General features: G+C 34.0%; 16 protein-coding genes and 3 rRNA genes. All 19 read right to left on the reverse strand.

Annotation, left to right across the window (positions count from 1 at the left end):
• Window positions 1-4: 4 nt before the first annotated feature.
• Window positions 5-1,414 (reverse strand): aminotransferase class I/II-fold pyridoxal phosphate-dependent enzyme, encoded by a 1,410-nt coding sequence (locus ACTG46_RS18740; RefSeq protein ID WP_479923382.1) that lies wholly within the window; start codon window positions 1,412-1,414, stop codon window positions 5-7.
• Between the two features lie 179 nt (window positions 1,415-1,593).
• Window positions 1,594-1,785 carry a DUF378 domain-containing protein gene (locus ACTG46_RS18745; protein ID WP_021386455.1) on the reverse strand — a complete coding sequence of 64 codons (192 nt, stop codon included), beginning with the start codon at window positions 1,783-1,785 and terminating at the stop codon, window positions 1,594-1,596.
• Window positions 1,786-1,904: 119 nt separating this feature from the next.
• Window positions 1,905-2,021, reverse strand: a 5S ribosomal RNA gene (rrf, locus tag ACTG46_RS18750).
• 114 nt (window positions 2,022-2,135) lie between these two features.
• A 23S ribosomal RNA gene (locus ACTG46_RS18755) occupies window positions 2,136-5,032 on the reverse strand.
• A 282-nt stretch (window positions 5,033-5,314) separates the two neighbouring features.
• Window positions 5,315-6,818, reverse strand: a 16S ribosomal RNA gene (locus ACTG46_RS18760).
• Together the 16S, 23S and 5S rRNA genes form the textbook arrangement of a ribosomal RNA operon.
• Window positions 6,819-7,113: 295 nt before the next feature.
• Complete coding sequence (locus ACTG46_RS18765; RefSeq protein WP_054271985.1) at window positions 7,114-7,308, reverse strand: hypothetical protein; 195 nt, start codon at window positions 7,306-7,308, stop codon at window positions 7,114-7,116.
• Window positions 7,309-7,616: 308 nt separating this feature from the next.
• The gene (gene lysS, locus ACTG46_RS18770) at window positions 7,617-9,146 is read right to left on the reverse strand and encodes a lysine--tRNA ligase (RefSeq protein ID WP_479923383.1); all 1,530 of its coding nucleotides are present in this window, start codon (window positions 9,144-9,146) and stop codon (window positions 7,617-7,619) included.
• Between the two features lie 14 nt (window positions 9,147-9,160).
• Window positions 9,161-9,640, reverse strand: coding sequence for a transcription elongation factor GreA (gene greA, locus ACTG46_RS18775; protein ID WP_054271987.1), 480 nt, complete (start codon window positions 9,638-9,640; stop codon window positions 9,161-9,163).
• A gap of 108 nt (window positions 9,641-9,748) precedes the next feature.
• Complete coding sequence (gene dusB / locus ACTG46_RS18780; protein WP_054277779.1) at window positions 9,749-10,717, reverse strand: tRNA dihydrouridine synthase DusB; 969 nt, start codon at window positions 10,715-10,717, stop codon at window positions 9,749-9,751.
• A gap of 138 nt (window positions 10,718-10,855) precedes the next feature.
• Entirely contained in the window at window positions 10,856-11,626 is a 771-nt protein-coding gene (locus ACTG46_RS18785; protein ID WP_021386477.1) for a type III pantothenate kinase, read from the reverse strand.
• An 18-nt stretch (window positions 11,627-11,644) separates the two neighbouring features.
• Window positions 11,645-12,235 carry an ECF transporter S component gene (locus ACTG46_RS18790; protein WP_021386471.1) on the reverse strand — a complete coding sequence of 197 codons (591 nt, stop codon included), beginning with the start codon at window positions 12,233-12,235 and terminating at the stop codon, window positions 11,645-11,647.
• A 183-nt stretch (window positions 12,236-12,418) separates the two neighbouring features.
• Window positions 12,419-13,387: a P1 family peptidase gene (locus ACTG46_RS18795; protein WP_479923384.1), complete on the reverse strand. Its 969-nt coding sequence runs from the start codon at window positions 13,385-13,387 to the stop codon at window positions 12,419-12,421.
• A complete protein-coding gene (locus ACTG46_RS18800) occupies window positions 13,380-14,357 on the reverse strand; it encodes a biotin--[acetyl-CoA-carboxylase] ligase (RefSeq protein WP_054277780.1) in 978 nt (325 codons plus the stop codon). Before ACTG46_RS18800 ends, ACTG46_RS18795 begins: the two co-directional genes overlap by 8 nt.
• Window positions 14,358-14,656: 299 nt before the next feature.
• Window positions 14,657-16,624, reverse strand: a complete 1,968-nt coding sequence (gene ftsH, locus ACTG46_RS18805; protein ID WP_054271991.1) for an ATP-dependent zinc metalloprotease FtsH — start codon at window positions 16,622-16,624, stop codon at window positions 14,657-14,659.
• A gap of 33 nt (window positions 16,625-16,657) precedes the next feature.
• The gene (gene tilS, locus ACTG46_RS18810; protein ID WP_054271992.1) at window positions 16,658-18,046 is read right to left on the reverse strand and encodes a tRNA lysidine(34) synthetase TilS; all 1,389 of its coding nucleotides are present in this window, start codon (window positions 18,044-18,046) and stop codon (window positions 16,658-16,660) included.
• Window positions 18,047-18,228: 182 nt separating this feature from the next.
• A complete protein-coding gene (locus ACTG46_RS18815) occupies window positions 18,229-18,657 on the reverse strand; it encodes a YwiB family protein (RefSeq protein ID WP_054271993.1) in 429 nt (142 codons plus the stop codon).
• Window positions 18,658-18,673: 16 nt separating this feature from the next.
• Window positions 18,674-19,480 (reverse strand): glutamate racemase, encoded by an 807-nt coding sequence (murI, locus tag ACTG46_RS18820; protein ID WP_054271994.1) that lies wholly within the window; start codon window positions 19,478-19,480, stop codon window positions 18,674-18,676.
• Window positions 19,481-19,680: 200 nt separating this feature from the next.
• Window positions 19,681-20,166, reverse strand: a complete 486-nt coding sequence (locus tag ACTG46_RS18825) for a cell wall hydrolase (protein WP_054271995.1) — start codon at window positions 20,164-20,166, stop codon at window positions 19,681-19,683.
• Between the two features lie 50 nt (window positions 20,167-20,216).
• The gene (gene spoIIR / locus ACTG46_RS18830) at window positions 20,217-20,876 is read right to left on the reverse strand and encodes a stage II sporulation protein R (RefSeq protein WP_479923385.1); all 660 of its coding nucleotides are present in this window, start codon (window positions 20,874-20,876) and stop codon (window positions 20,217-20,219) included.
• Between the last annotated feature and the right edge of the window lie 98 nt (window positions 20,877-20,974).

Genomic DNA, 20,974 nt, shown 5'->3' on the forward strand with positions numbered 1-20,974 from the left:
AAACTTAAATATTTTCTAAATCTATTACTTCTATAAAATTTAAATCTACGTCTTTTAATCCACTTACAACCATACCTTTAGAATTACAGAATATTAAATAATCTATTATTTCTTTGCTTATAATTTCACCAGGAGATATTATGCTTATCCCAGGTGGATATGGCACTATACATTCACCACAGACTTTACCTATGCTGTCATATATTTTAACACTTTTTTTAGTTTTATAAAATGCTTCTCTAGGTGTTAATATTTTCTTTGGAATAATAGTGGGATATTCTTTATTTTCTAACTTTGTAAATCTAAAGTCTTCTTTTACAATATTGTTCAATGCTGTTTCTAAACTATTGAAATCCTTAGTACTATTTCCTATTGTACATATTAAAAGGACTCCATAATAATTAGATAATTCTACCTGTATGTTGTATTTATTTCTTAAAATATTTTCTAATTCATAACCTGTTAGACCTATATTTTTAGAATATATAAATATCTTTGTTTTATCATTCGTATCATATATCTCAATATTTTCATTAATATTGTTTTTAAAAACTCTAATTTTATTTAAAAGCTCTTTCATTAGTTCTTGTCCCTTATTTTCATATATATCTACCGCTAACTCCAAAGAAGATAACAATATATATGAAGGACTTGAGGATTCTGTGATTCTCAACAGATTTAAGAGTCTATCTATGTCAATTCGATTTCCTTTTATATGTATCATTGATGATTGAGTAAATGATGGGAGTGTTTTATGAGTACTTTGTACAACTATATCTGCACCCTGCTCAAGAGCTGTTTTAGGAAGTCTATCACTAAGACCTAAATGAGCACCATGTGCTTCATCTATTATCACTACCATTTTTTTATCATGTGCATAATTACAAATACATTCTAAATCATATGTCATTCCATAATATGTAGGATATGTAAGAAGCACTGCTTTTGCATCTAAGTTTTTATCTATTACATCAATCGCATTACTTATGGATATTCCCTTTAAGACATTCGTATCTTCACTTATCTCACAAGAAATATACTCTATATCTATATCTCCCAAAATGCATGCATTTATAACAGATTTATGACAATCTCTATTTACAATTATTTTACTCTTAGGAGCGCACACTGACATTATCGCAGACTGTATTCCACAACTACTCCCATTAACTAGATAACATGTATAATCGCTTTTAAATACTCTTGATGCTTTCTTCTGAGAACTCTTTATAATCCCTTCTGGCGAATGTAAGTTATCAGTTCCTAATATTTCAGTAGTATCCATTTTATACAAATTTTCTAATACATTTCTATATCCCAATTTCTCATAAATTCTGCCTTTTTTATGACCAGGCATATGAAAAGATATTACTTCATCATTTAAAATATTACTTAATTCATTAATTATAAACATATATTAATAATACTCCTTTTTTCACATAGTACTTCTTTCTTGTATAAAACATCTTTTTAAAAACTTCAATTCTTATCTATTTTACCATTAAAAAAGATACAAATTAAGATTTTTATAAAATTAAATACCTCATCCTAAATATTTAGAATGAGGTATTTAATATAAAAGTACAAATTAAATTATTCTCTATCATCAGACATTAAGCTTGGTATTAAGTATAATCCAGCTAAACCTACAATGAAGTATATTATTCTACTTACCATTTCATATGTTCCGCCAAAGATACTACCTATTAAATCTGTACCTAGGATACCAATTCCTCCCCAGTTAAGAGCACCGATTATAGCTAAAATTAAAGCAACTTTTTTCATTTCTATCACTCCTCAAGAATTAAATTTTTATAATAGTCCATAATTCCTGTGTTTAGTTTCCCCGAAATAAAAAAAGAAATACATATTTTTTGTCTTTTTTTACAAAAAATAAAAAAATTACGTGGCTACGTCCTACTCTCCCAGGCAGTTTCCCACCAAGTACCATCAGCGCTAGAGAGCTTAACTTCTGTGTTCGGAATGGGAACAGGTGTATCCTCTCTGCTATTGTAACCACATAATCTTTATGCTTAATATTTCTATTAAGTTTTTAGAATCTAGTAATACTAGTTTCTTTAGAGTTAGTACTCTAAAAACTACACATATATTTTATTGAATGGACATCAAATAATTTGGTCAAGTCCTCGACCTATTAGTATCGATAAGCTAAATACATTGCTGCACTTACACCTTCGACCTATCAACCAGATAGTCTTTCTGGGGTCTTACCCTTGCGGTGGGAAATCTTATCTTGAAGTTGGCTTCGCGCTTAGATGCTTTCAGCGCTTATCCATTCCGTACATAGCTACCCAGCCATGCCCTTGGCAGAACAACTGGTACACCAGAGGTACGTCCATCCCGGTCCTCTCGTACTAAGGACAGGTCTTCTCAAATTTCCTACGCCTGCGACGGATAGGGACCGAACTGTCTCACGACGTTCTGAACCCAGCTCGCGTACCACTTTAATGGGCGAACAGCCCAACCCTTGGGACCTACTACAGCCCCAGGATGTGATGAGCCGACATCGAGGTGCCAAACCTCCCCGTCGATGTGGACTCTTGGGGGAGATAAGCCTGTTATCCCCAGGGTAGCTTTTATCCGTTGAGCGATGGCCCTTCCACGCAGAACCACCGGATCACTAAGTCCGATTTTCATCCTTGCTCGACCTGTATGTCTTGCAATCAAGCTCTCTTTTGCCTTTACACTCTACGTACGATTTCCGACCGTACTGAGAGAACCTTTGAGCGCCTCCGTTACCTTTTGGGAGGCGACCGCCCCAGTCAAACTGCCCACCTGACAGTGTCCCAAGACCAGATTCATGGCCTATGGTTAGAGTCCCAGTACTACAAGGGTGGTATCCCAAGGATGGCTCCGCCAAAACTGGCGTCCTGGTTTCAAAGCCTCCCACCTATCCTGTACATGTAGTACCAAGACCCAATGTCAAGCTACAGTAAAGCTCCATGGGGTCTTTCCGTCCTGTCGCAGGTATCCGGCATCTTCACCGGAATTACAATTTCACCGAGTCTGTTGTTGAGACAGTGCCCAAATCGTTACGCCTTTCGTGCGGGTCGGAACTTACCCGACAAGGAATTTCGCTACCTTAGGACCGTTATAGTTACGGCCGCCGTTTACTGGGGCTTAAGTTCACTGCTTCGATTGCTCTAACAGATCCCCTTAACCTTCCAGCACCGGGCAGGCGTCAGCTCCTATACATCGTCTTGCGACTTAGCAGAAACCTATGTTTTTGGTAAACAGTCGCTTGGGCCTATTCTCTGCGGCCACCGGATGGTGGCACCCCTTATCCCTAAGTTACGGGGTCATTTTGCCGAGTTCCTTAACAACAGTTCTCTCGCGGGCCTTAGGATACTCTCCTCACCCACCTGTGTCGGTTTGCGGTACGGGTACCTTTAACCTCGATAGAGACTTTTCTTGACAGTGTGAAATCAGCTACTTCGCTACTAAATTTCGCTCCCCATCACATCCCAGCATTATCAAAGCGGATTTACCTACTCTGACTGCCTCAATGCTTGGGCACACATAACCAACAGTGTGCTTAGCTTATCCTACTGTGTCATCCCATCTCTCAAACGGTTATCGGTAGTACAGGAATATCAACCTGTTGTCCATCACCTACGCCTTTCGGCCTCAGCTTAGGTCCCGACTAACCCAGGGCGGACGAACCTTCCCCTGGAAACCTTGGGTTTACGGCCTGTGGGATTCTCACCCACATCTCGCTACTCATGCCAACATTCTCACTCCCATACTGTCCACATGTCCTTACGGTCATGCTTCAACCCGTATGGGAAGCTCCCCTACCCATCATAATGATGCCGTAGCTTCGGTAGTAAGTTTTAGCCCCGGAAATCTTCGGCGCAGGATCACTCGACCAGTGAGCTATTACGCACTCTTTGAATGAGTGGCTGCTTCTAAGCCAACATCCTGGTTGTCTGTGCAATCCCACATCCTTTACCACTTAACTTACATTTAGGGACCTTAGCTGACGATCTGGGCTGTTGCCCTTTCGACTATGAATCTTATCACCCACAGTCTGACTCCCAAGTATAAGATGACGGCATTCGGAGTTTGATAGTCTTCGGTAGGTGCAATACCCCCTAGGACATTCAGTGCTCTACCTCCGTATCTCTCACCTTGAGGCTAGCCCTAAAGCTATTTCGGGGAGAACCAGCTATCTCCGGGCTCGATTGGAATTTCACCGCTACCCACAAGTCATCCCCGAGCTTTTCAACGCTCGTGGGTTCGGACCTCCACGAAATTTTACTTTCGCTTCATCCTGCTCATGGGTAGGTCGCCCGGTTTCGGGTCTACGTCAAGTAACTGAACGCTCAGTTAAAACTCGCTTTCGCTACGGCTCCACACCTTAAGTGCTTAACCTTGCTACTTAACGTAACTCGTTGGCCCGTTCTACAAAAAGTACGCGGTCACACAAGAAATGTGCTTCCACAGCTTGTAAGTGCAGGGTTTCAGGTTCTATTTCACTCCCCTCCCGGGGTTCTTTTCACCTTTCCCTCACGGTACTATACGCTATCGGTCACTAGGTAGTATTTAGCCTTGGAGGGTGGTCCCTCCTGCTTCCCACAGGGTTTCACGTGTCCCGTGGTACTCTGGATCATATCTAAAGTTTTCTCGTTTAACATACAGGACTATTACCTTCTGTGGTGGGTCTTTCCAAACCTCTTCAATTACGATACCTCTTCGTTATGATATGTCCGCAACCCCAATAAAGAAAACTTTATTGGTTTGGGCTCTTCCGCGTTCGCTCGCCGCTACTTACGGAATCGAATTTCTTTCTCTTCCTTCAGGTACTTAGATGTTTCAGTTCCCTGAGTTCCCCTCATTAAGCTATGTATTCACTTAATGATACTTAGACATTACTCTAAGTGAGTTTCCTCATTCGGAAATCTTCGGATCAAAGTTTACGTGCAACTCCCCGAAGCTTATCGCAGCTTATCACGTCCTTCATCGGCTCCTAGTGCCAAGGCATCCGCCCTGCACCCTTAATAACTTGACCAGTTAAAAAGGTTTGATAGATTAAAGTCTATCAACTTGATAATTTTTAAAAGTTATCAGCTTTATATATTACAAATTAGATGTCATATCACTAAATATATATGCAGTTTTCAAAGTGCTAACGCACGTCGCCAACAAACAAACTTCGCATACGCTCAGCTTATTCTGTTGCTCAAAGTGCTAACGCACAGCGCCAACGGATAAATCCCGTTGCTTTAAGTGCTAATTTTGAGTATTCGTAAAAACGAACCCTCAAAATTAAACAGTAGGTAATTCTCCTTAGAAAGGAGGTGATCCAGCCGCACCTTCCGATACGGCTACCTTGTTACGACTTCACCCCAGTTATTGATTCCACCTTCGACGACTTCTTCCAAAAGGTTAGATAATCGGCTTCGGGCGTCTCCAACTCCCGTGGTGTGACGGGCGGTGTGTACAAGACCCGGGAACGCATTCACCGCAGCATTCTGATCTGCGATTACTAGTAACTCCAGCTTCATGTAGGCGAGTTTCAGCCTACAATCCGAACTGAGAGTAGCTTTAAGGGATTAGCTCCACCTTACGGGCTTGGCAACCCTCTGTACTACCCATTGTAGCACGTGTGTAGCCCTAAGCATAAGGGGCATGATGATTTGACGTCATCCCCACCTTCCTCCAGGTTATCCCTGGCAGTCTCTCTAGAGTGCCCAACTTAATGATGGCAACTAAAGACAAGGGTTGCGCTCGTTGCGGGACTTAACCCAACATCTCACGACACGAGCTGACGACAACCATGCACCACCTGTCACCAATGTCCCCGAAGGGAACTCTCCGATTAAGGAGATGTCATTGGGATGTCAAGCTTAGGTAAGGTTCTTCGCGTTGCTTCGAATTAAACCACATGCTCCGCTACTTGTGCGGGTCCCCGTCAATTCCTTTGAGTTTCACTCTTGCGAGCGTACTTCCCAGGCGGAGTACTTAATGCGTTAGCTGCGGCACCGAGGGGGGTAACCCCCGACACCTAGTACTCATCGTTTACAGCGTGGACTACCAGGGTATCTAATCCTGTTTGCTCCCCACGCTTTCGTGCCTCAGCGTCAGTTACAGTCCAGAGAGCCGCCTTCGCAACTGGTGTTCCTCCTAATATCTACGCATTTCACCGCTACACTAGGAATTCCACTCTCCTCTCCTGCACTCAAGTCTCCCAGTTTCAAGAGCTTACTACGGTTGAGCCGTAGCCTTTCACTCCTGACTTGAAAGACCGCCTACGCACCCTTTACGCCCAGTAAATCCGGATAACGCTAGCCCCCTACGTATTACCGCGGCTGCTGGCACGTAGTTAGCCGGGGCTTCCTCCTCAAGTACCGTCATTATCTTCCTTGAGGACAGAGTTTTACGACCCGAAGGCCTTCATCACTCACGCGGCGTTGCTGCATCAGGCTTTCGCCCATTGTGCAATATTCCCCACTGCTGCCTCCCGTAGGAGTTTGGACCGTGTCTCAGTTCCAATGTGGCCGATCACCCTCTCAGGTCGGCTACTGATCGTCGCCTTGGTAAGCCGTTACCTTACCAACTAGCTAATCAGACGCGGGTCCATCCTGTACTGGCTCACCTTTGATATTTAAGAGATGCCTCTCAAATATGTTATCCCGTATTAGCATACCTTTCGGTATGTTATCCGTGTGTACAGGGTAGGTTACCCACGCGTTACTCACCCGTCCGCCGCTCTTTACCGAAGTAAATCGCTCAACTTGCATGTGTTAGGCACGCCGCCAGCGTTCATCCTGAGCCAGGATCAAACTCTCAAATAAAAGTTTATCAGGCTCAGATACTATTGTTATCAAAATATCTGGCTTTATGGTTTGTTTCTTGTTTTATAAATTAACCTACTGTTTAATTTTCAAAGTTCATTTTTCATGTTTGCCCTTTTCTTAAGGACAAGTAATACTATATCATCTTAAAAATGTTTCGTCAACACTTTTTCGATATTTTTTTATTTTTTATTTTTAAAAAGGTTATAACTCTTTGTTTTTTTTAATAAATTCAATTAAAACTAATAGATATAACCCTTGATATTACAAGCAATACCTGCATATATAGTTTTACCTATTTTGCAATTTTATTTTCATAAGAATATGAATTAGCTCTGACTCTATCTGCCCAAACATTTATGCTCTTAACTTTATTAACCTTAGTTGTACTTTCAAAGATATCCATTGCATCTTTACAAAAATATACCATAACATCAAGAACTAAAAATCCAACACAGAATAAACATAAAAAATCAATTACTTGAAACATCAGACATTCCCCCAATAATTTTTTATATATAGTATTCTCAGAAAATATTCCTTTTACCTTCTCAAAAATTATTCTAAATATTTTCATAATAAATTACTTTCAATCATATTTTCTAAATATAAAGTCTCAATCAACAAAAATTAATATCATTTTTTAATGTTTGTTGGTAATTTATAAATTAAATATCTAAAAAGTAATTTGTCACATATAAAAAGCATTCTACAGTAACACTTTAAATAAAATAAAGCTATTTATTGCTAATTTAACAGCTATACTTAATTTAAAACTTAGTAGAATGCTTATATTTTTTAGTTCTCTTCTTCTTTATTTAGATTATTATCAATAGGTTTCATAGTAGGGAATAATAATACATCTCTTATAGATGGAGAGTTAGTTAATAACATAATTACTCTATCTATACCGATTCCTAATCCTCCTGTAGGAGGTAAACCTACCTCTAATGCTTTTAAGAAGTCTTCATCCATTTCAAAGGCTTCATCATCACCTAATTCTCTTTTTCTCAATTGGTCCATGAATCTTCCTTTTTGGTCAATTGGGTCATTAAGTTCAGAAAACGCATTAGCTAATTCCCATTTATTAGCAAATGCTTCAAATCTATCAGTTCTTCTTGGGTCTTCATTATTTCTTTTAGATAATGGAGATACTTCAACTGGATGATGAGTTATAAATGTTGGTTGGATTAACTTATCTTCTCCAAACTCTTCAAAGAAAGCATTTATTACTTCCCCTCTTCTCATTCCAGGTTTTATTTCTATACCTTTTTCTTTAGCAACTTCTAACGCTTCTTTGTCTGTATCTATAGTAGAAAAATCTACCCCAGAATACTCTTTAACACACTCTTCCATGCTCATTCTTTTCCAAGGAGGTGTAAAGTTTATTTCTGTTCCTTGATAGTTAATTATCATACTTCCTGTAGCAACTTCTGCCATATGTGCGATAACATTTTCTGTTATTTCCATCATATCAGTATAATCAGCATATGCTTGATATAGTTCTATTGCAGTATATTCAGGATTGTGTTTTAAATCCATACCTTCATTTCTAAACATTCTTCCCATTTCATAAACTTTATCAAATCCACCAACAATAAGTCTCTTTAAGTATAATTCATTAGCTATTCTTAAATACATTGGTATATGTAAAGTATTATGGTTAGTTATAAATGGTCTAGCATTTGCTCCACCTGCTATAGTATTTAATATTGGAGTCTCAACCTCTAAAAATCCTCTATCATCTAAGTATGTTCTCAATGCTTTTAACGCTTTTGTTCTAGTTAAAAAAGCATTTTTTACTTCTGGATTTACTATTAAGTCAACATATCTTTGTCTATATCTTAATTCTTGGTCTTTTAATCCATGATATTTTTCTGGTAGTACTTGTAAAGATTTACATAGTAATACTACAGATTTAGCCTTTACAGATATCTCACCCTTTTTAGTTTTAAATATTTCCCCTTCAATTCCAACTATATCTCCAATATCATATGTTGAAAATACACTATACTCTTCTTCCCCTATAGCATCTAATCTTACATAAGATTGAATTCTTCCTTCTTGGTCTTGAATATCTATAAAACCAGCCTTACCTTGTATTCTCTTACTCATTATACGTCCTGCTATTTTTGTAGTTTTACCTTCAAGAGAATCAAAGTTATCTTTTATCTCAGTAGAATAATGAGTTCTATCATATCTACTTTCTTTAAAAGGGTCTCTATCTGATTCTTGTAATTTTTTTAGTTTATCTCTTCTTACTTGAAGTACTTCACTAAGGTCTTCCTGAATTTGTGCTTCTTCATTGCTTTGTTGATTATTTTTCATTTTTTTCCTCCAGATTATCTTCTTATTTCTAATATTTCAAACTTAGCAACTCCATCAGGAACTTGCACTTCTACAATCTCTTTTACAGCTCTACCTAAAAGTGCTTTTCCTACAGGAGACTCGTTTGATATTTTACCATCATATGGGTCTGCTTCTGTCGAACCAACTATAGTATATTCAACATCTTCATCAAATTCTAAATCCTTAACTTTAACTATTGATCCTATTGTGACAACATTAAGGTCTATTTTGCTTTCATCTATGATAACAGCCTTTCTAACCATATTTTCTAATTTTAGAATTCTTTCTTCAACTTGTGCTTGTTCCTTTTTAGCTTCATCATACTCAGCATTTTCAGATAAATCACCAAAAGATATAGCAACCTTGATTCTCTCTGCAACTTCTTTTCTCTTTACAACCTTTAAGTTTTCTAATTCTTCTTCTAATTTATCATATCCCTCTTGTGTCAATAAAAACTCTTTATTTTCTTCCATTATAAATACAACTCCTTCACAGATTTCTTAGGAATTTTCCTAATTATATTTTAAAAATTTTATAATCTTTTTTTAATTTATGCGCTATATTATAAGTCACTATTATTTTTATGTCAAGGAGTCTTCCATATAGTACTCCAATTTCGACACAACTTCTTGATAGTCTTCTATTTTGTTAATTTCATCCCTTAATCTTGCAGAATTCCTAAGTCCTTTTAAATACCAAGCGATGTGTTTCCTCATTTCTCTTACAGCTACATACTCTCCATGCTCTTCTACTGCAAGTTTTAAATGCTTAATGGCAGTACTTATTTTTTCGTTAAGAGTTGGCTCTGGCAAAATCTCACCTGTATTCATATAATGATTTATTCTTTTGAATATCCATGGGTTACCTTGAGCACCCCTACCTATCATTATAGCATCACAACCAGTTTTGTCTAACATATTTATTGAATCTTCTATTGTAAATACATCGCCATTTCCTATAACAGGTATGTTTAAATTTTTCTTAATTTCTGCGATTATATTCCAATCTGCTTTACCTGTATAAAACTGTTCTCTAGTCCTTCCATGTATCGCTAGAGCACTTATTCCACAAGCTTCTGCTATCTTTGCTATTTCAACAGCATTTACACTATTATCATCCCACCCTTTCCTTATCTTTAAAGTTACTGGCTTTTTTGAATTCTTCACCACTGCCTTTAATACCTTCTCCGCGAGCTTAGGATTTTTCATAAGTGCTGACCCATCTCCATTTTTAACTACTTTTGGAGCTGGACATCCCATATTTATATCGAGAATCTCATTTGAATAATCATTCATTATCTCTGCTGCTCTTCCCATAAAATCTGGCTCTGAACCAAATATCTGAACAGCTACTGGATGTTCTTCCTCTTCTATCTTAAGCATTTTTTTAGTATTTTCATCATCATAGCAAAGTGCCTTACCATTTATCATTTCTGTATATAAAAGTCCACAACCTTGTTCTTTACAAATTAATCTAAATGGTAGGTCTGTTACTCCTGCCATAGGTGATAGAAAAACTTTATTTTTCAATTCTAAATTTCCTATTTTCATTGCTTTTCTCCTATTTTTTTCCTTTATTTTATGATTTGATTTTAAAGTTCATATTTCCTCATTATAATATACCACATAAAGCTATGAAACTATCATAAAAAGGGAATTGGATATATAACCCAATTCCCTGTATATTAATTATTCTTGGTTTTTTTCATATATTATTCTTAATCCTTCTAGTGTTAAAAAACCATCTACATAATCTATACTTTTTGTCTCTGAAGCAATCAGTTTAGCTAATCCACCTGTAGCTATAACTTTAACATCATCACAATTTAATTCTTTCTTCATCATGCTTATTATTTTATCCACTAAACCAACATATCCATAAATTATTCCAGATTGCATAGCTGATACAGTACTCTTACAAATAGTCATACCTGGTTTAGTTAATTCTACTCTAGGTAATTTAGACGCACTTTGAAATAATGCCTCACTAGATATTTTTATTCCTGGCGCTATTGTTCCACCTAGATATTCACCTTTTTCAGAGATAGCGCAAAACGTAGTTGCTGTTCCAAAGTCAACAAGTATACTTGGTGCTCCATATTTTTCTATTCCTGCTACAGCATTAACTATTCTGTCTGCTCCGACTTGCTTTGGATTATCATATTTTATATTTAGACCTGTTTTTATGCCTGGACCTACTATTAATGGATGTTTTTTACAGTATTTTATACAAAAGTTTTCAAGAGAATGCATAACATTTGGTACTACAGATGATATTATCACATCATTAATAGAATTTATATCCACATTATCATACTCAAATAAGCTACTTATTAGGATTCCATATTCATCAGATGTTTTTTCTCTATCTGTTTTAATTCTCCAATAATTAACTAATTTATCACCTTTATATATACCTAAAACCATATTAGTATTTCCAACATCAAATACTAGAAGCATATGTCACTAACCTTCTTTCTATTTTTTGCTTTTCTTAAGTACAGTGGCAACGGCAGCTACTACTAAAGCTCCTACTATTGCTTCTGGTACTCCATTTGCTGCGGCAAGAGCCATTATTACTTTTCCTGCTGAACCACTTTGACCCATTGCATGAAGATATTTGTCAGCATATAAGACATATATCATTCCTAAAACTCCAGCTGTATTTAACAAGGAACCTATAGCTCCTGTAATTAAACCTGATATGTATACCTTATTTGTAGCCTTAATTATTAATTGATATACATAATAAGCCAATATACCTATCATAACTCTTGGTAATATTGAAACTAACGGATTTATAAAAACAAAGGATGTTATGGTTGGATTTATTATAGCATTTAAGAGACTTGATACTCCAAATATAAACCCTATTGCACCCCCAACTATTGGCCCCTCTATAATAGCCCCAATAATAACTGGTATATGCATTATAGTTGCTTTTGTAGGTCCAACTGGAATAAATCCCAATGGAGTCATAGATAGCATAATAGAAATAGCTGATAGTACTCCTATTATAGTCATTTTTCTTACATTTACTTTTCTTACTGATGCACTTGTGTTCATCATAAAAAATACACCTCCGTTCCAGCTCATAACGATGCCGGACTACTTAATTTTTTTGTTTTTCGGTCTTTTTTCTTATATTTCTGAGTCAGGCTACCATTCTAGGATGCCCGCTCTAACAAGAATAATTTTATCAAGACGAATTACTATTGTCAACAATTTGACAAGAAAAATATGCTGATTTCATCATATTTCTCGTTTTTTTACTATATCTTTATACGCTATTATATTTTTTACACTATCTGCTTTTTTCACCGCATTTATTATACTTTTTTCTACTGCTTCTACAGCTAATGAACCTAATAATGTTATATCTGTTTCTATTTTTCCTGTTGATATTGTGAATATTGTATCTCCATCATGAGGTGTGTGAATAGGAAAAATGGCTTTTGCATAACCATCATGCCCCATTTGAGATACCTTTTTACATTCAGCTTTAGTTAACTTAGCATTTGTTGCAATTACTCCAATTGTAGTATTATCTATACTAAATCCACCTTTACTTTCACCTTGTTTCATTAGCTTATATGTATCAATAGTCTCTGTCTTTTTATCATTTAAAGCCCCTGCTATAACCTTACCATTTTCATAAACATCTCCAAGAGCATTTACAGCAACCAATGCAGATACAATTAGACCATTATCCAATTTTATGGAATAACTACCTATACCACCTTTCATGGCATACTCTTGGCCTCTTATCTTTCCAACAGTGGCTCCACATCCTGCTCCATAATTTCCTTGATTTAAAATGTCCTTGCTTGCGACTTCACAAGCTCTATAACCCATTTGTAAATCTGGTCTACACTTAAAATCTCCTGCTGCCAAATCAAATAACACTGCTCCAACAACTATAGGTACTTTTCCTACACCTACATCAAATCCAATTCCTTTTTCCTCTAAGTATCTACTTACACCACAAGTAGATTCAAGACCATATGCAGAACCACCAGCCAAAACTACTGCATGAACTTTTTGAACCATATTCACAGGGTCCAATAAATCGGTTTCTCTAGTCCCTGGAGCAGAACCTCTTACATCAACACCACAAGTAGCTCCTTCTTCACATATTACTACTGTACATCCAGTAAGACCATCTCTATCCTCCACTTGCCCAACCTTTAGACCTTCTACATCCAAAATACTATTATACATATCCCTTCTCTCCTCTTATAGAAACTTCACCTGAAATGATTTCTTTTACATTTCCATCACTGCTTTGAACTAACAAATTTCCATCCTCATTTATGTCCATACATTTCACTAATTCCTTATCATTACCTTTTAATACATATATATTTTTATCTATAATTGCAGAATAATCTCTACACATTTTTAAAGTTTTTTCTCTAGAGTTATTTACAATATAATCTAAATACAATTTTTCAAATTCAGTCAATACATTTCTAACAATATCTACTCTAGATAATTTATATCCTTCTTTATATAGTGATGTAGCTTTCTCAGCTATTTCTGGTTCAAAATCCATTGTCTTAACATTTATTCCAATTCCAAGAACAACATAGTTTGTTCTTTCAATCTCAGCAGATAACTCTGTTAATATACCACATATTTTTTTACCATTTAAAATAACATCATTTGGCCATTTTATTAGAGTATTTGCTCCTAAATTATTTAAGGCCTTTGTTACACTTGCCCCTGCTATTAAAGTTATAAATGGTGCTTTAAATGGTTCCATATCTGGTTTCAAAATAATGCTCATCCAGACTCCTTCATGAGGTTTAGAATCCCAGTTTCTTCCCAATCGACCTTTTCCCATATCCTGGTGTTCACTTAAAATCACAGTTCCATCTATATTATTTGTAGCTATTCTTTTTGCATATTCATTAGTTGAATCTATAGTTTCAAGATGTATGACATTCTTTCCAATAAACTCTGTATTTAATTTATAGTAAATATTCTGGGGACTTAATAAATCAGTTGGGTTTTCTGCTAATCTATATCCTTTCTTATTTACAGACTCTATATTATATCCTTCTTCTTTTAGAGCCTTCATATGTTTCCATATAGCTGCACGTGATACTCCTAATTGTTTTGATAATTCTTCCCCTGAAATAAATTCAGATTTATTATTTAATATAATTTCTATTATCTTATCTCGCATATTTCACCTCTAATATGACATGATTTCATGACTTATTTTCTTCTAATAAATAATTATACATTATTCATAGACTTTTAATACTATTAATTTTAAATTTCCTTTTCAATATATTATCATAATCAAATTTATATTTTATGTAGATATTTTACTTAAACCTTTGTAAAATAATAAAAAAACTGAAAGTATCAATCAAATTAACACCTGCAAATATACTCTGCTCAGTAATTTAATATTATACTTTCAGTTTTAGTATTTAATCCATAACAGATAATAATCTTAAAATGACCAATATTTTAAAATTATTTATCTTCATCAGATTTATTATCTAAATTTTTATTTATATCAATAACATTGTTTCTTTCTTCATCTTTTTCTAATTTTATAGTTAGTTGTTCTTCAACTTCTTTAGGCGAATTTTCCTCTGTAATTGCATTTTCAATATCATTTAGTGGTAATTCTTTATTGAACGCTTTTACAAATTGTTCTGCATCTAAAGTTTCATATATAAGTAAGGCTTGTGCCACATACTCTAATCTATCCATATTTTCTTGTAGTATACTTCTTGTCTTATCGTATGCACCATCAACTATACGTTTTGTTTCTTGGTCTATCTCAAAGGCAACTTCTTCAGAATAATTTCTCTTACTTGAAAAACTATTACCTAAGAACACTTCATCATCACTATCAAATGACATTGGACCAAGCTTAGAACTCATCCCATATTTTGTTACCATACTTCTTGCAGTAGCTGTAACTCTTTCTAAGTCATTTGAAGCACCTGTAGATACATCTTTAAGTACTAACTCTTCTGCTACTCTACCTCCAAGTAAAACTACAATATTTTCTTTCATTTCATTTTTTGTAGCATAGAATTTATCTTCAACAGGAAGCTGCATTGTAAATCCTCCAGCTCTTCCTCTTGGGACTATTGTAACTTGATGAACAGGACTTACCTCCTCAAGTACATGAGCACAAACTGCATGCCCACCTTCATGATATGCTGTAAGTCTTCTTTCTTTTTCACTTATTACTTTTGATTTTTTAGCCACACCTGCTATAACCTTAGTTATAGCTTCTTCTATAGTTTCCATCTTAATTTTCTTTTCTCTTTTTCTAGCTGTCAATATTGCAGCTTCATTCATTAAGTTCTCTATATCTGCAGGAGTAAATCCTGGTGTTCTCCTAGCTAATACATCCATTTTAACATCATCACTTAGTGGCTTATTTCTTGAATGAACTTTAAATATAGCCTCTCTTCCTTTTACATCTGGTGTACCAACAACAACTTGTCTGTCAAATCTTCCTGGTCTAAGTAATGCTGGGTCAAGTATATCTGGTCTATTTGTAGCAGCCATGATTATTATACCTTGGTTTACTCCAAATCCATCCATTTCAACTAGAAGTTGATTAAGAGTCTGCTCTCTTTCATCATGACCTCCACCAAGACCTGCACCTCTTTTTCTACCAACTGCATCAATCTCGTCTATAAATATTATGGCTGGAGCACTTTTCTTAGCTTGTTCAAATAAATCTCTTACTCTCGAAGCACCAACCCCAACAAACATCTCAACGAAATCAGAACCACTTATACTAAAGAATGGAACTCCTGCTTCCCCTGCGACAGCCCTAGATAGATATGTTTTACCAGTTCCAGGAGGACCTACCATAAGCATACCTTTTGGTATTCTTGCACCCAATTCAATATATTTCTTAGGATTCTTTAAGAAGTCTACTACTTCCTGTAAATCTTCTTTTTCTTCATCTAATCCAGCCACATCCTTAAATGTAACTCTAGTTTTTTCATCATCTTTATGAACCTTAGCCTTTGATTTACCAAAGCTCATAACCTTTCCGCCTCCACCTTGAGACTGATTCATAAATACGAACCAAAGAATTACCATAAAGAATATTAACAGTAATGTAGGCAACATTTCTACAAACCAAGGTGTAGATGGCTTAGCTTCACCACCAAAAGTTAGTTTCCCAGCTTTGGCTTGGTCTAACACCTCATCTGCAAGTTTATTTCCCATTACTTCTGTTGGAACATATGACTTAAACTTTGTATTTGTATCTTTTATAGTACCTTCTACTGAAGTTTGATTTACAAAGTATAATCTTGATATATTCTCATCGGTTAATTCTCTATATACTTCAGAGAATTTTAAATCTTTTATTTTTTCTGTAGGCTTACCTGAGAATTGAACTATACCCACTATAATTATAAAAACAAGTAGATAAAAACCTGCCCCTTTTAGCAACTTATTCAATATAGAAGCCCTCCTTTCATACATTGCTTTGCTCTATAATTTGTTAAAATTAATTTTTAATACTTCTTTTGTGTTCTCATCAATTTTATAATTCTCACTGATTTTATAATCTCCAACACATATTATCCCTTCACTATCTGCGACTATAGGAATTTTGCATCTTTCTTCTCTTGGGATTTTTAAATCTATGAATAAATCCTTCACTTTTTTACTTCCCATAGCAAGTTTTATCTTATCACCTTGCCTTCTGCTCCTTATTACTATACCCCCTTTTACCTTATTAAAATCAAACCCTTTAGATGAATTGTCTAATTTCATACTCTTATACCTATCTATACTCATTACTTGGGTCTCAATAATTTGTTTTGATTCTTTTATTTTAATAAACCCATTACTAGGTACATTGTAATAAAATTCAATCTCCTCATTAACAATTTCCTCATTGGTTAATATTATACTGTCTTTTTTTCTATAAACAAATATATTTCTTGGAAGAGTTAACATTTTATTTACTTTTGAATTATCCTCTAAAGACATTATATCTTCTATGTGTCTTTGGTCAACAAAATTAGTATCTCCTAGTATATGTTTTATAGAATTTCTAAGAACCCTAACTTTGATAGCATCATGTAAGCAAATAAAATCGTCTAAATTTATCTCTACAAAGCCCTTTTCTTTTACACTTGAAACTTCTATAAATTTAGCCTCTGCCTCTTTCTCAATATAATCGTTATCAATTTTTAAACTATTGCTCATCCTCACTATAGATTCTATTACATTTGAATTAAAATTATCCTTCATATATGGTAAAAGGTCTAACCTTATCTTATTTCTAGTGTATATATTCTCTAAATTTGTTTTATCTATTCTAGGATTTAAATTATAAGCTTCACAATAATCCTCTATATCACTTCTTTCCACATCTAATATTGGTCTAATTATACAATTATCTCTAATATAATCAATTCCTTTTAAACCTGTTAGACCTGTTCCTCTCATGATACGCATCATAACAGTTTCAGCTTGGTCATTAAGATTATGACCTATGGCTATCTTATTAGCTTTAATCTTATCCTTAATTTCAAAAAACATTTCATATCTTAATTTCCTTGCTCCTTCTTCTAATGACACTCCCTCATTTTCACAATATTTTGGTACATTAATAGACTTTACAAAGAATACAATTCCCATTTCCTCACAAAGTTTAGATACATATAATGCATCTTTTTGAGCTTCTATCCCTCTTATCTGATGATTTAAATGTGCTGCATATATTTCTATATTAAAATCTTGTTTTAATCTATTTAGTACATGCAATAAACAAACCGAATCAGGCCCTCCAGAAAGACCTAAAACTATTTTATCGCCTTTTTGTATTAAATTATGTTTATTTATAGTACCTAGTACCTTATCAAATATCATATTTATCCCTCTTACACTTAGTTTTATTCACTTTTAAGTATACTTTCTATAAAAAAACGCTAAACCCTTGTATCAATTTTAAGAAATTAAAGTTTAATATAAATATAATAATACCAAATAAATTAAATAAAAGGTAGTTTTTTCACTACCTTTATAAAATTTCTAGAAAATAGCTATAGTTATTATTTAATACCTATGTATATATCTATTTTATTCCTACCTAAAAATAAATCTTGTATCTTTATATTATAGTCTATTTTCAATTTTATGTGTTCCCCTTCTTGTATATTTATATCCAATTCCCTTGTATTAATATCAATTAATAAAGTACCTTGTGGGGTCACATATTTTGTAGTGCTATTTTCTCCACACTTAAACAACATTGTTGAGTTAATAGCACCAAATTTTTTGATACTAACTTTATCTTTAAGTATCTTTATAGTATTAGTTATCTCTATATTTTCTTCTTTTTCTTTGTAAATAACATATATTCCATCATTTTTATAAAAAATTTTACCAAAGGTAGTCATCTCTATGGTGTCCATATTTCCTTTTTCATCATATTGTCTAGTATTTATACTTATTTTTACACTCAACGATTTTCCCTCCATAAATTCTTCATATACGCTAATATTTTTGTATTTCTACTTTTTGAATCTTATCAATCTTTTTCTTTAAGAATTCTCTTGCTATATCCGAAAACTTTTCATGTATGTCTGATACATAATATTGATATGCTCCATGAACTTCTTTGTTATTTATCATATTTTGTACTTCTAAAATAGTCTTTAAATCTTTAGCAGTCTCTTTAGCTGGGTTAACCAGTTTTATATGTTCTCCAACTTCTTCGCCTATTGTTCTCTTCAAAATAGGGTAATGAGTACATCCTAATACCAAAGAGTCTATATTCTTTTCTTTTAATTCTTGTAAATATATCTTTGCTGTTAATTTAGCTACTTCTGTATTTGCCCATCCTTCTTCAACAATAGGTACAAATAAAGGGCATGCTTTGTTAACAATTTCTATGCTTTCATCTATTTTAGATATTTCTAAATTATATGCTTTTGAACTTATAGTTCCCTCAGTTCCTATTATTCCTACAATTTTGTTTTTTGTAGAACTTACAGCAGTTCTAGCTCCTGCTTCTATAACTCCAATTATAGGTATATCATATTTTTCTTGGGCTTCTTTTAAACTCCTTGCAGTAGCAGTATTACATGCTATAACTATAGCTTTTACATCTTTAGTCTTTAGAAAGTTTATAGCTTGAAAAGTATATTTAATTATGGTTTCTTTAGATCTTGAACCATATGGTATTCTGGCAGTATCTCCAAAGTATATTATATCCTCATTTGGTAATATTTTCATTATCTCTTTTAGAACTGTTAATCCACCTAATCCTGAATCAAAAACTCCTATTGGCTTATTACTCATCTTTATACAACACCTACTTTACATTTTTGTGTTTAACAACAACTTATTTATCGCTAAAATTTATATTTATATTCATAGTTAATATATTATTACCTAAATGATTATTATAGTTTATTTTACACAAAAAATAAAGGAGCTATCTCAAATTAGAAAATAATTTCTAGAAAAAGACAACTCCTTTCACTACTCAAAATTTATATTTATTTTGCAAACACATGATTTCCTATTCTCATATATGGACTTAGTCTATTTATCCATTTGCAAGTGGCTATTTCTGGATTCCAGAAATATACTGCTTTATTAGTTGGGTCAGTTCCATAAAGTGCATCTTGAGCTGCTTTACATGCTGAATCTGTTGGTGCCATATTTATCGAACCATCAAGCACAACTGAGAATGCATTTTTTTGATATATGACTTCTTCTATTGTGTCTGGAAATCTAGGGTCCAATATCCTATTTATTACTACAGCTGCTACAGCGACCTGTCCCTCATAGCTTTCTCCTCTAGCTTCTCCTGCAACCAACCTAGATAATAACATCAAATCGTCATTAGATAAATTTATGACTTCCTTCTTTGCTATATTTTCTTCTTTTTTATTTATTTTATTAACTTTCTCTGCTGGTTCATATGCAAACACCTCTTCAATAGGCATAAATATACAAGTAAAAGCTAATAGTATAGCCATCAGTTTACTCCACCTGTCCATGATTAAAACCACTCCTTAAAATCTTATTTTTAGAACTTTTTCTCTAAATCTTTTACTACTTCAAGTACCTTAAACTTAATTTTTACTCTACTTGTTTTCTTTGGTGTATCTTGTTTTATCAACTTATATTCTTTATCTGTTAATACTTCTTTCAACTTATCATCTGTAGATTTATCTATCACTCCATTAGATTCATCAACAAAACATAATGGAGGAAACATGACACACCACCAATTTTTCCCTTCACCTTTTCCAATGATAATTTTTAAAGCTTTATATTCACCAGCTGGAAGAACTATATTAGAATATTGTTTAGTAGGAAAATTACTATATTGTATACCTACCTTTACACTGTAATTATATCCATTTTCAAGAATAATATTTTTACTTATTTCTTCCAAACTACCATATTCTCTTTTTATAATCGCTTCACTTTCTTCTATACTTTTTGAATTTTGAAGCTTAGGTTGTAGATATTTTATCACTTCATCTCTAACTTTTAATTTAAGTGCTTGGTCTTCATCTGTATTACTATTTGCTATAACATGAAATCTTATTAATTTATCTTTATAGTCTTTTGATATATTATCGACTTTTTTTACTTCACCATTTATTACTATTGTCATTATTGATATAACTGATATAAAACTTAATATTAATAATCCCAATCTAATCTTAACTTTTCTCACTGAAAATTCCCCCTTAAGATAAATTTATATCATCAATTATGTCCAATTTAATTTAATTTATTCATAATATTTTTTAATATTAATAAAAAAAGCTATTT

This window comes from Clostridioides sp. LIBA-7678, assembly GCF_056716065.1.

Bases quoted from the DNA above. Each gene is read 5' to 3' on its own strand.
- ACTG46_RS18740 (WP_479923382.1), bottom strand. From the start codon at position 1,414: ATGTTTATAATTAATGAATTAAGTAATATTTTAAATGATGAAGTAATA.
- ACTG46_RS18790 (WP_021386471.1), bottom strand. From the start codon at position 12,235: ATGATGAACACAAGTGCATCAGTAAGAAAAGTAAATGTAAGAAAAATG.
- greA (WP_054271987.1), bottom strand. From the start codon at position 9,640: ATGGAAGAAAATAAAGAGTTTTTATTGACACAAGAGGGATATGATAAA.
- ACTG46_RS18745 (WP_021386455.1), bottom strand. From the start codon at position 1,785: ATGAAAAAAGTTGCTTTAATTTTAGCTATAATCGGTGCTCTTAACTGG.
- tilS (WP_054271992.1), bottom strand. From the start codon at position 18,046: ATGATATTTGATAAGGTACTAGGTACTATAAATAAACATAATTTAATA.
- ACTG46_RS18800 (WP_054277780.1), bottom strand. From the start codon at position 14,357: ATGCGAGATAAGATAATAGAAATTATATTAAATAATAAATCTGAATTT.
- ACTG46_RS18785 (WP_021386477.1), bottom strand. From the start codon at position 11,626: ATGCTTCTAGTATTTGATGTTGGAAATACTAATATGGTTTTAGGTATA.
- ACTG46_RS18815 (WP_054271993.1), bottom strand. From the start codon at position 18,657: ATGGAGGGAAAATCGTTGAGTGTAAAAATAAGTATAAATACTAGACAA.
- dusB (WP_054277779.1), bottom strand. From the start codon at position 10,717: ATGAAAATAGGAAATTTAGAATTGAAAAATAAAGTTTTTCTATCACCT.
- lysS (WP_479923383.1), bottom strand. From the start codon at position 9,146: ATGAAAAATAATCAACAAAGCAATGAAGAAGCACAAATTCAGGAAGAC.
- ACTG46_RS18765 (WP_054271985.1), bottom strand. From the start codon at position 7,308: ATGTTTCAAGTAATTGATTTTTTATGTTTATTCTGTGTTGGATTTTTA.
- ACTG46_RS18795 (WP_479923384.1), bottom strand. From the start codon at position 13,387: ATGTATAATAGTATTTTGGATGTAGAAGGTCTAAAGGTTGGGCAAGTG.
- murI (WP_054271994.1), bottom strand. From the start codon at position 19,480: ATGAGTAATAAGCCAATAGGAGTTTTTGATTCAGGATTAGGTGGATTA.
- ACTG46_RS18825 (WP_054271995.1), bottom strand. From the start codon at position 20,166: ATGGCTATACTATTAGCTTTTACTTGTATATTTATGCCTATTGAAGAG.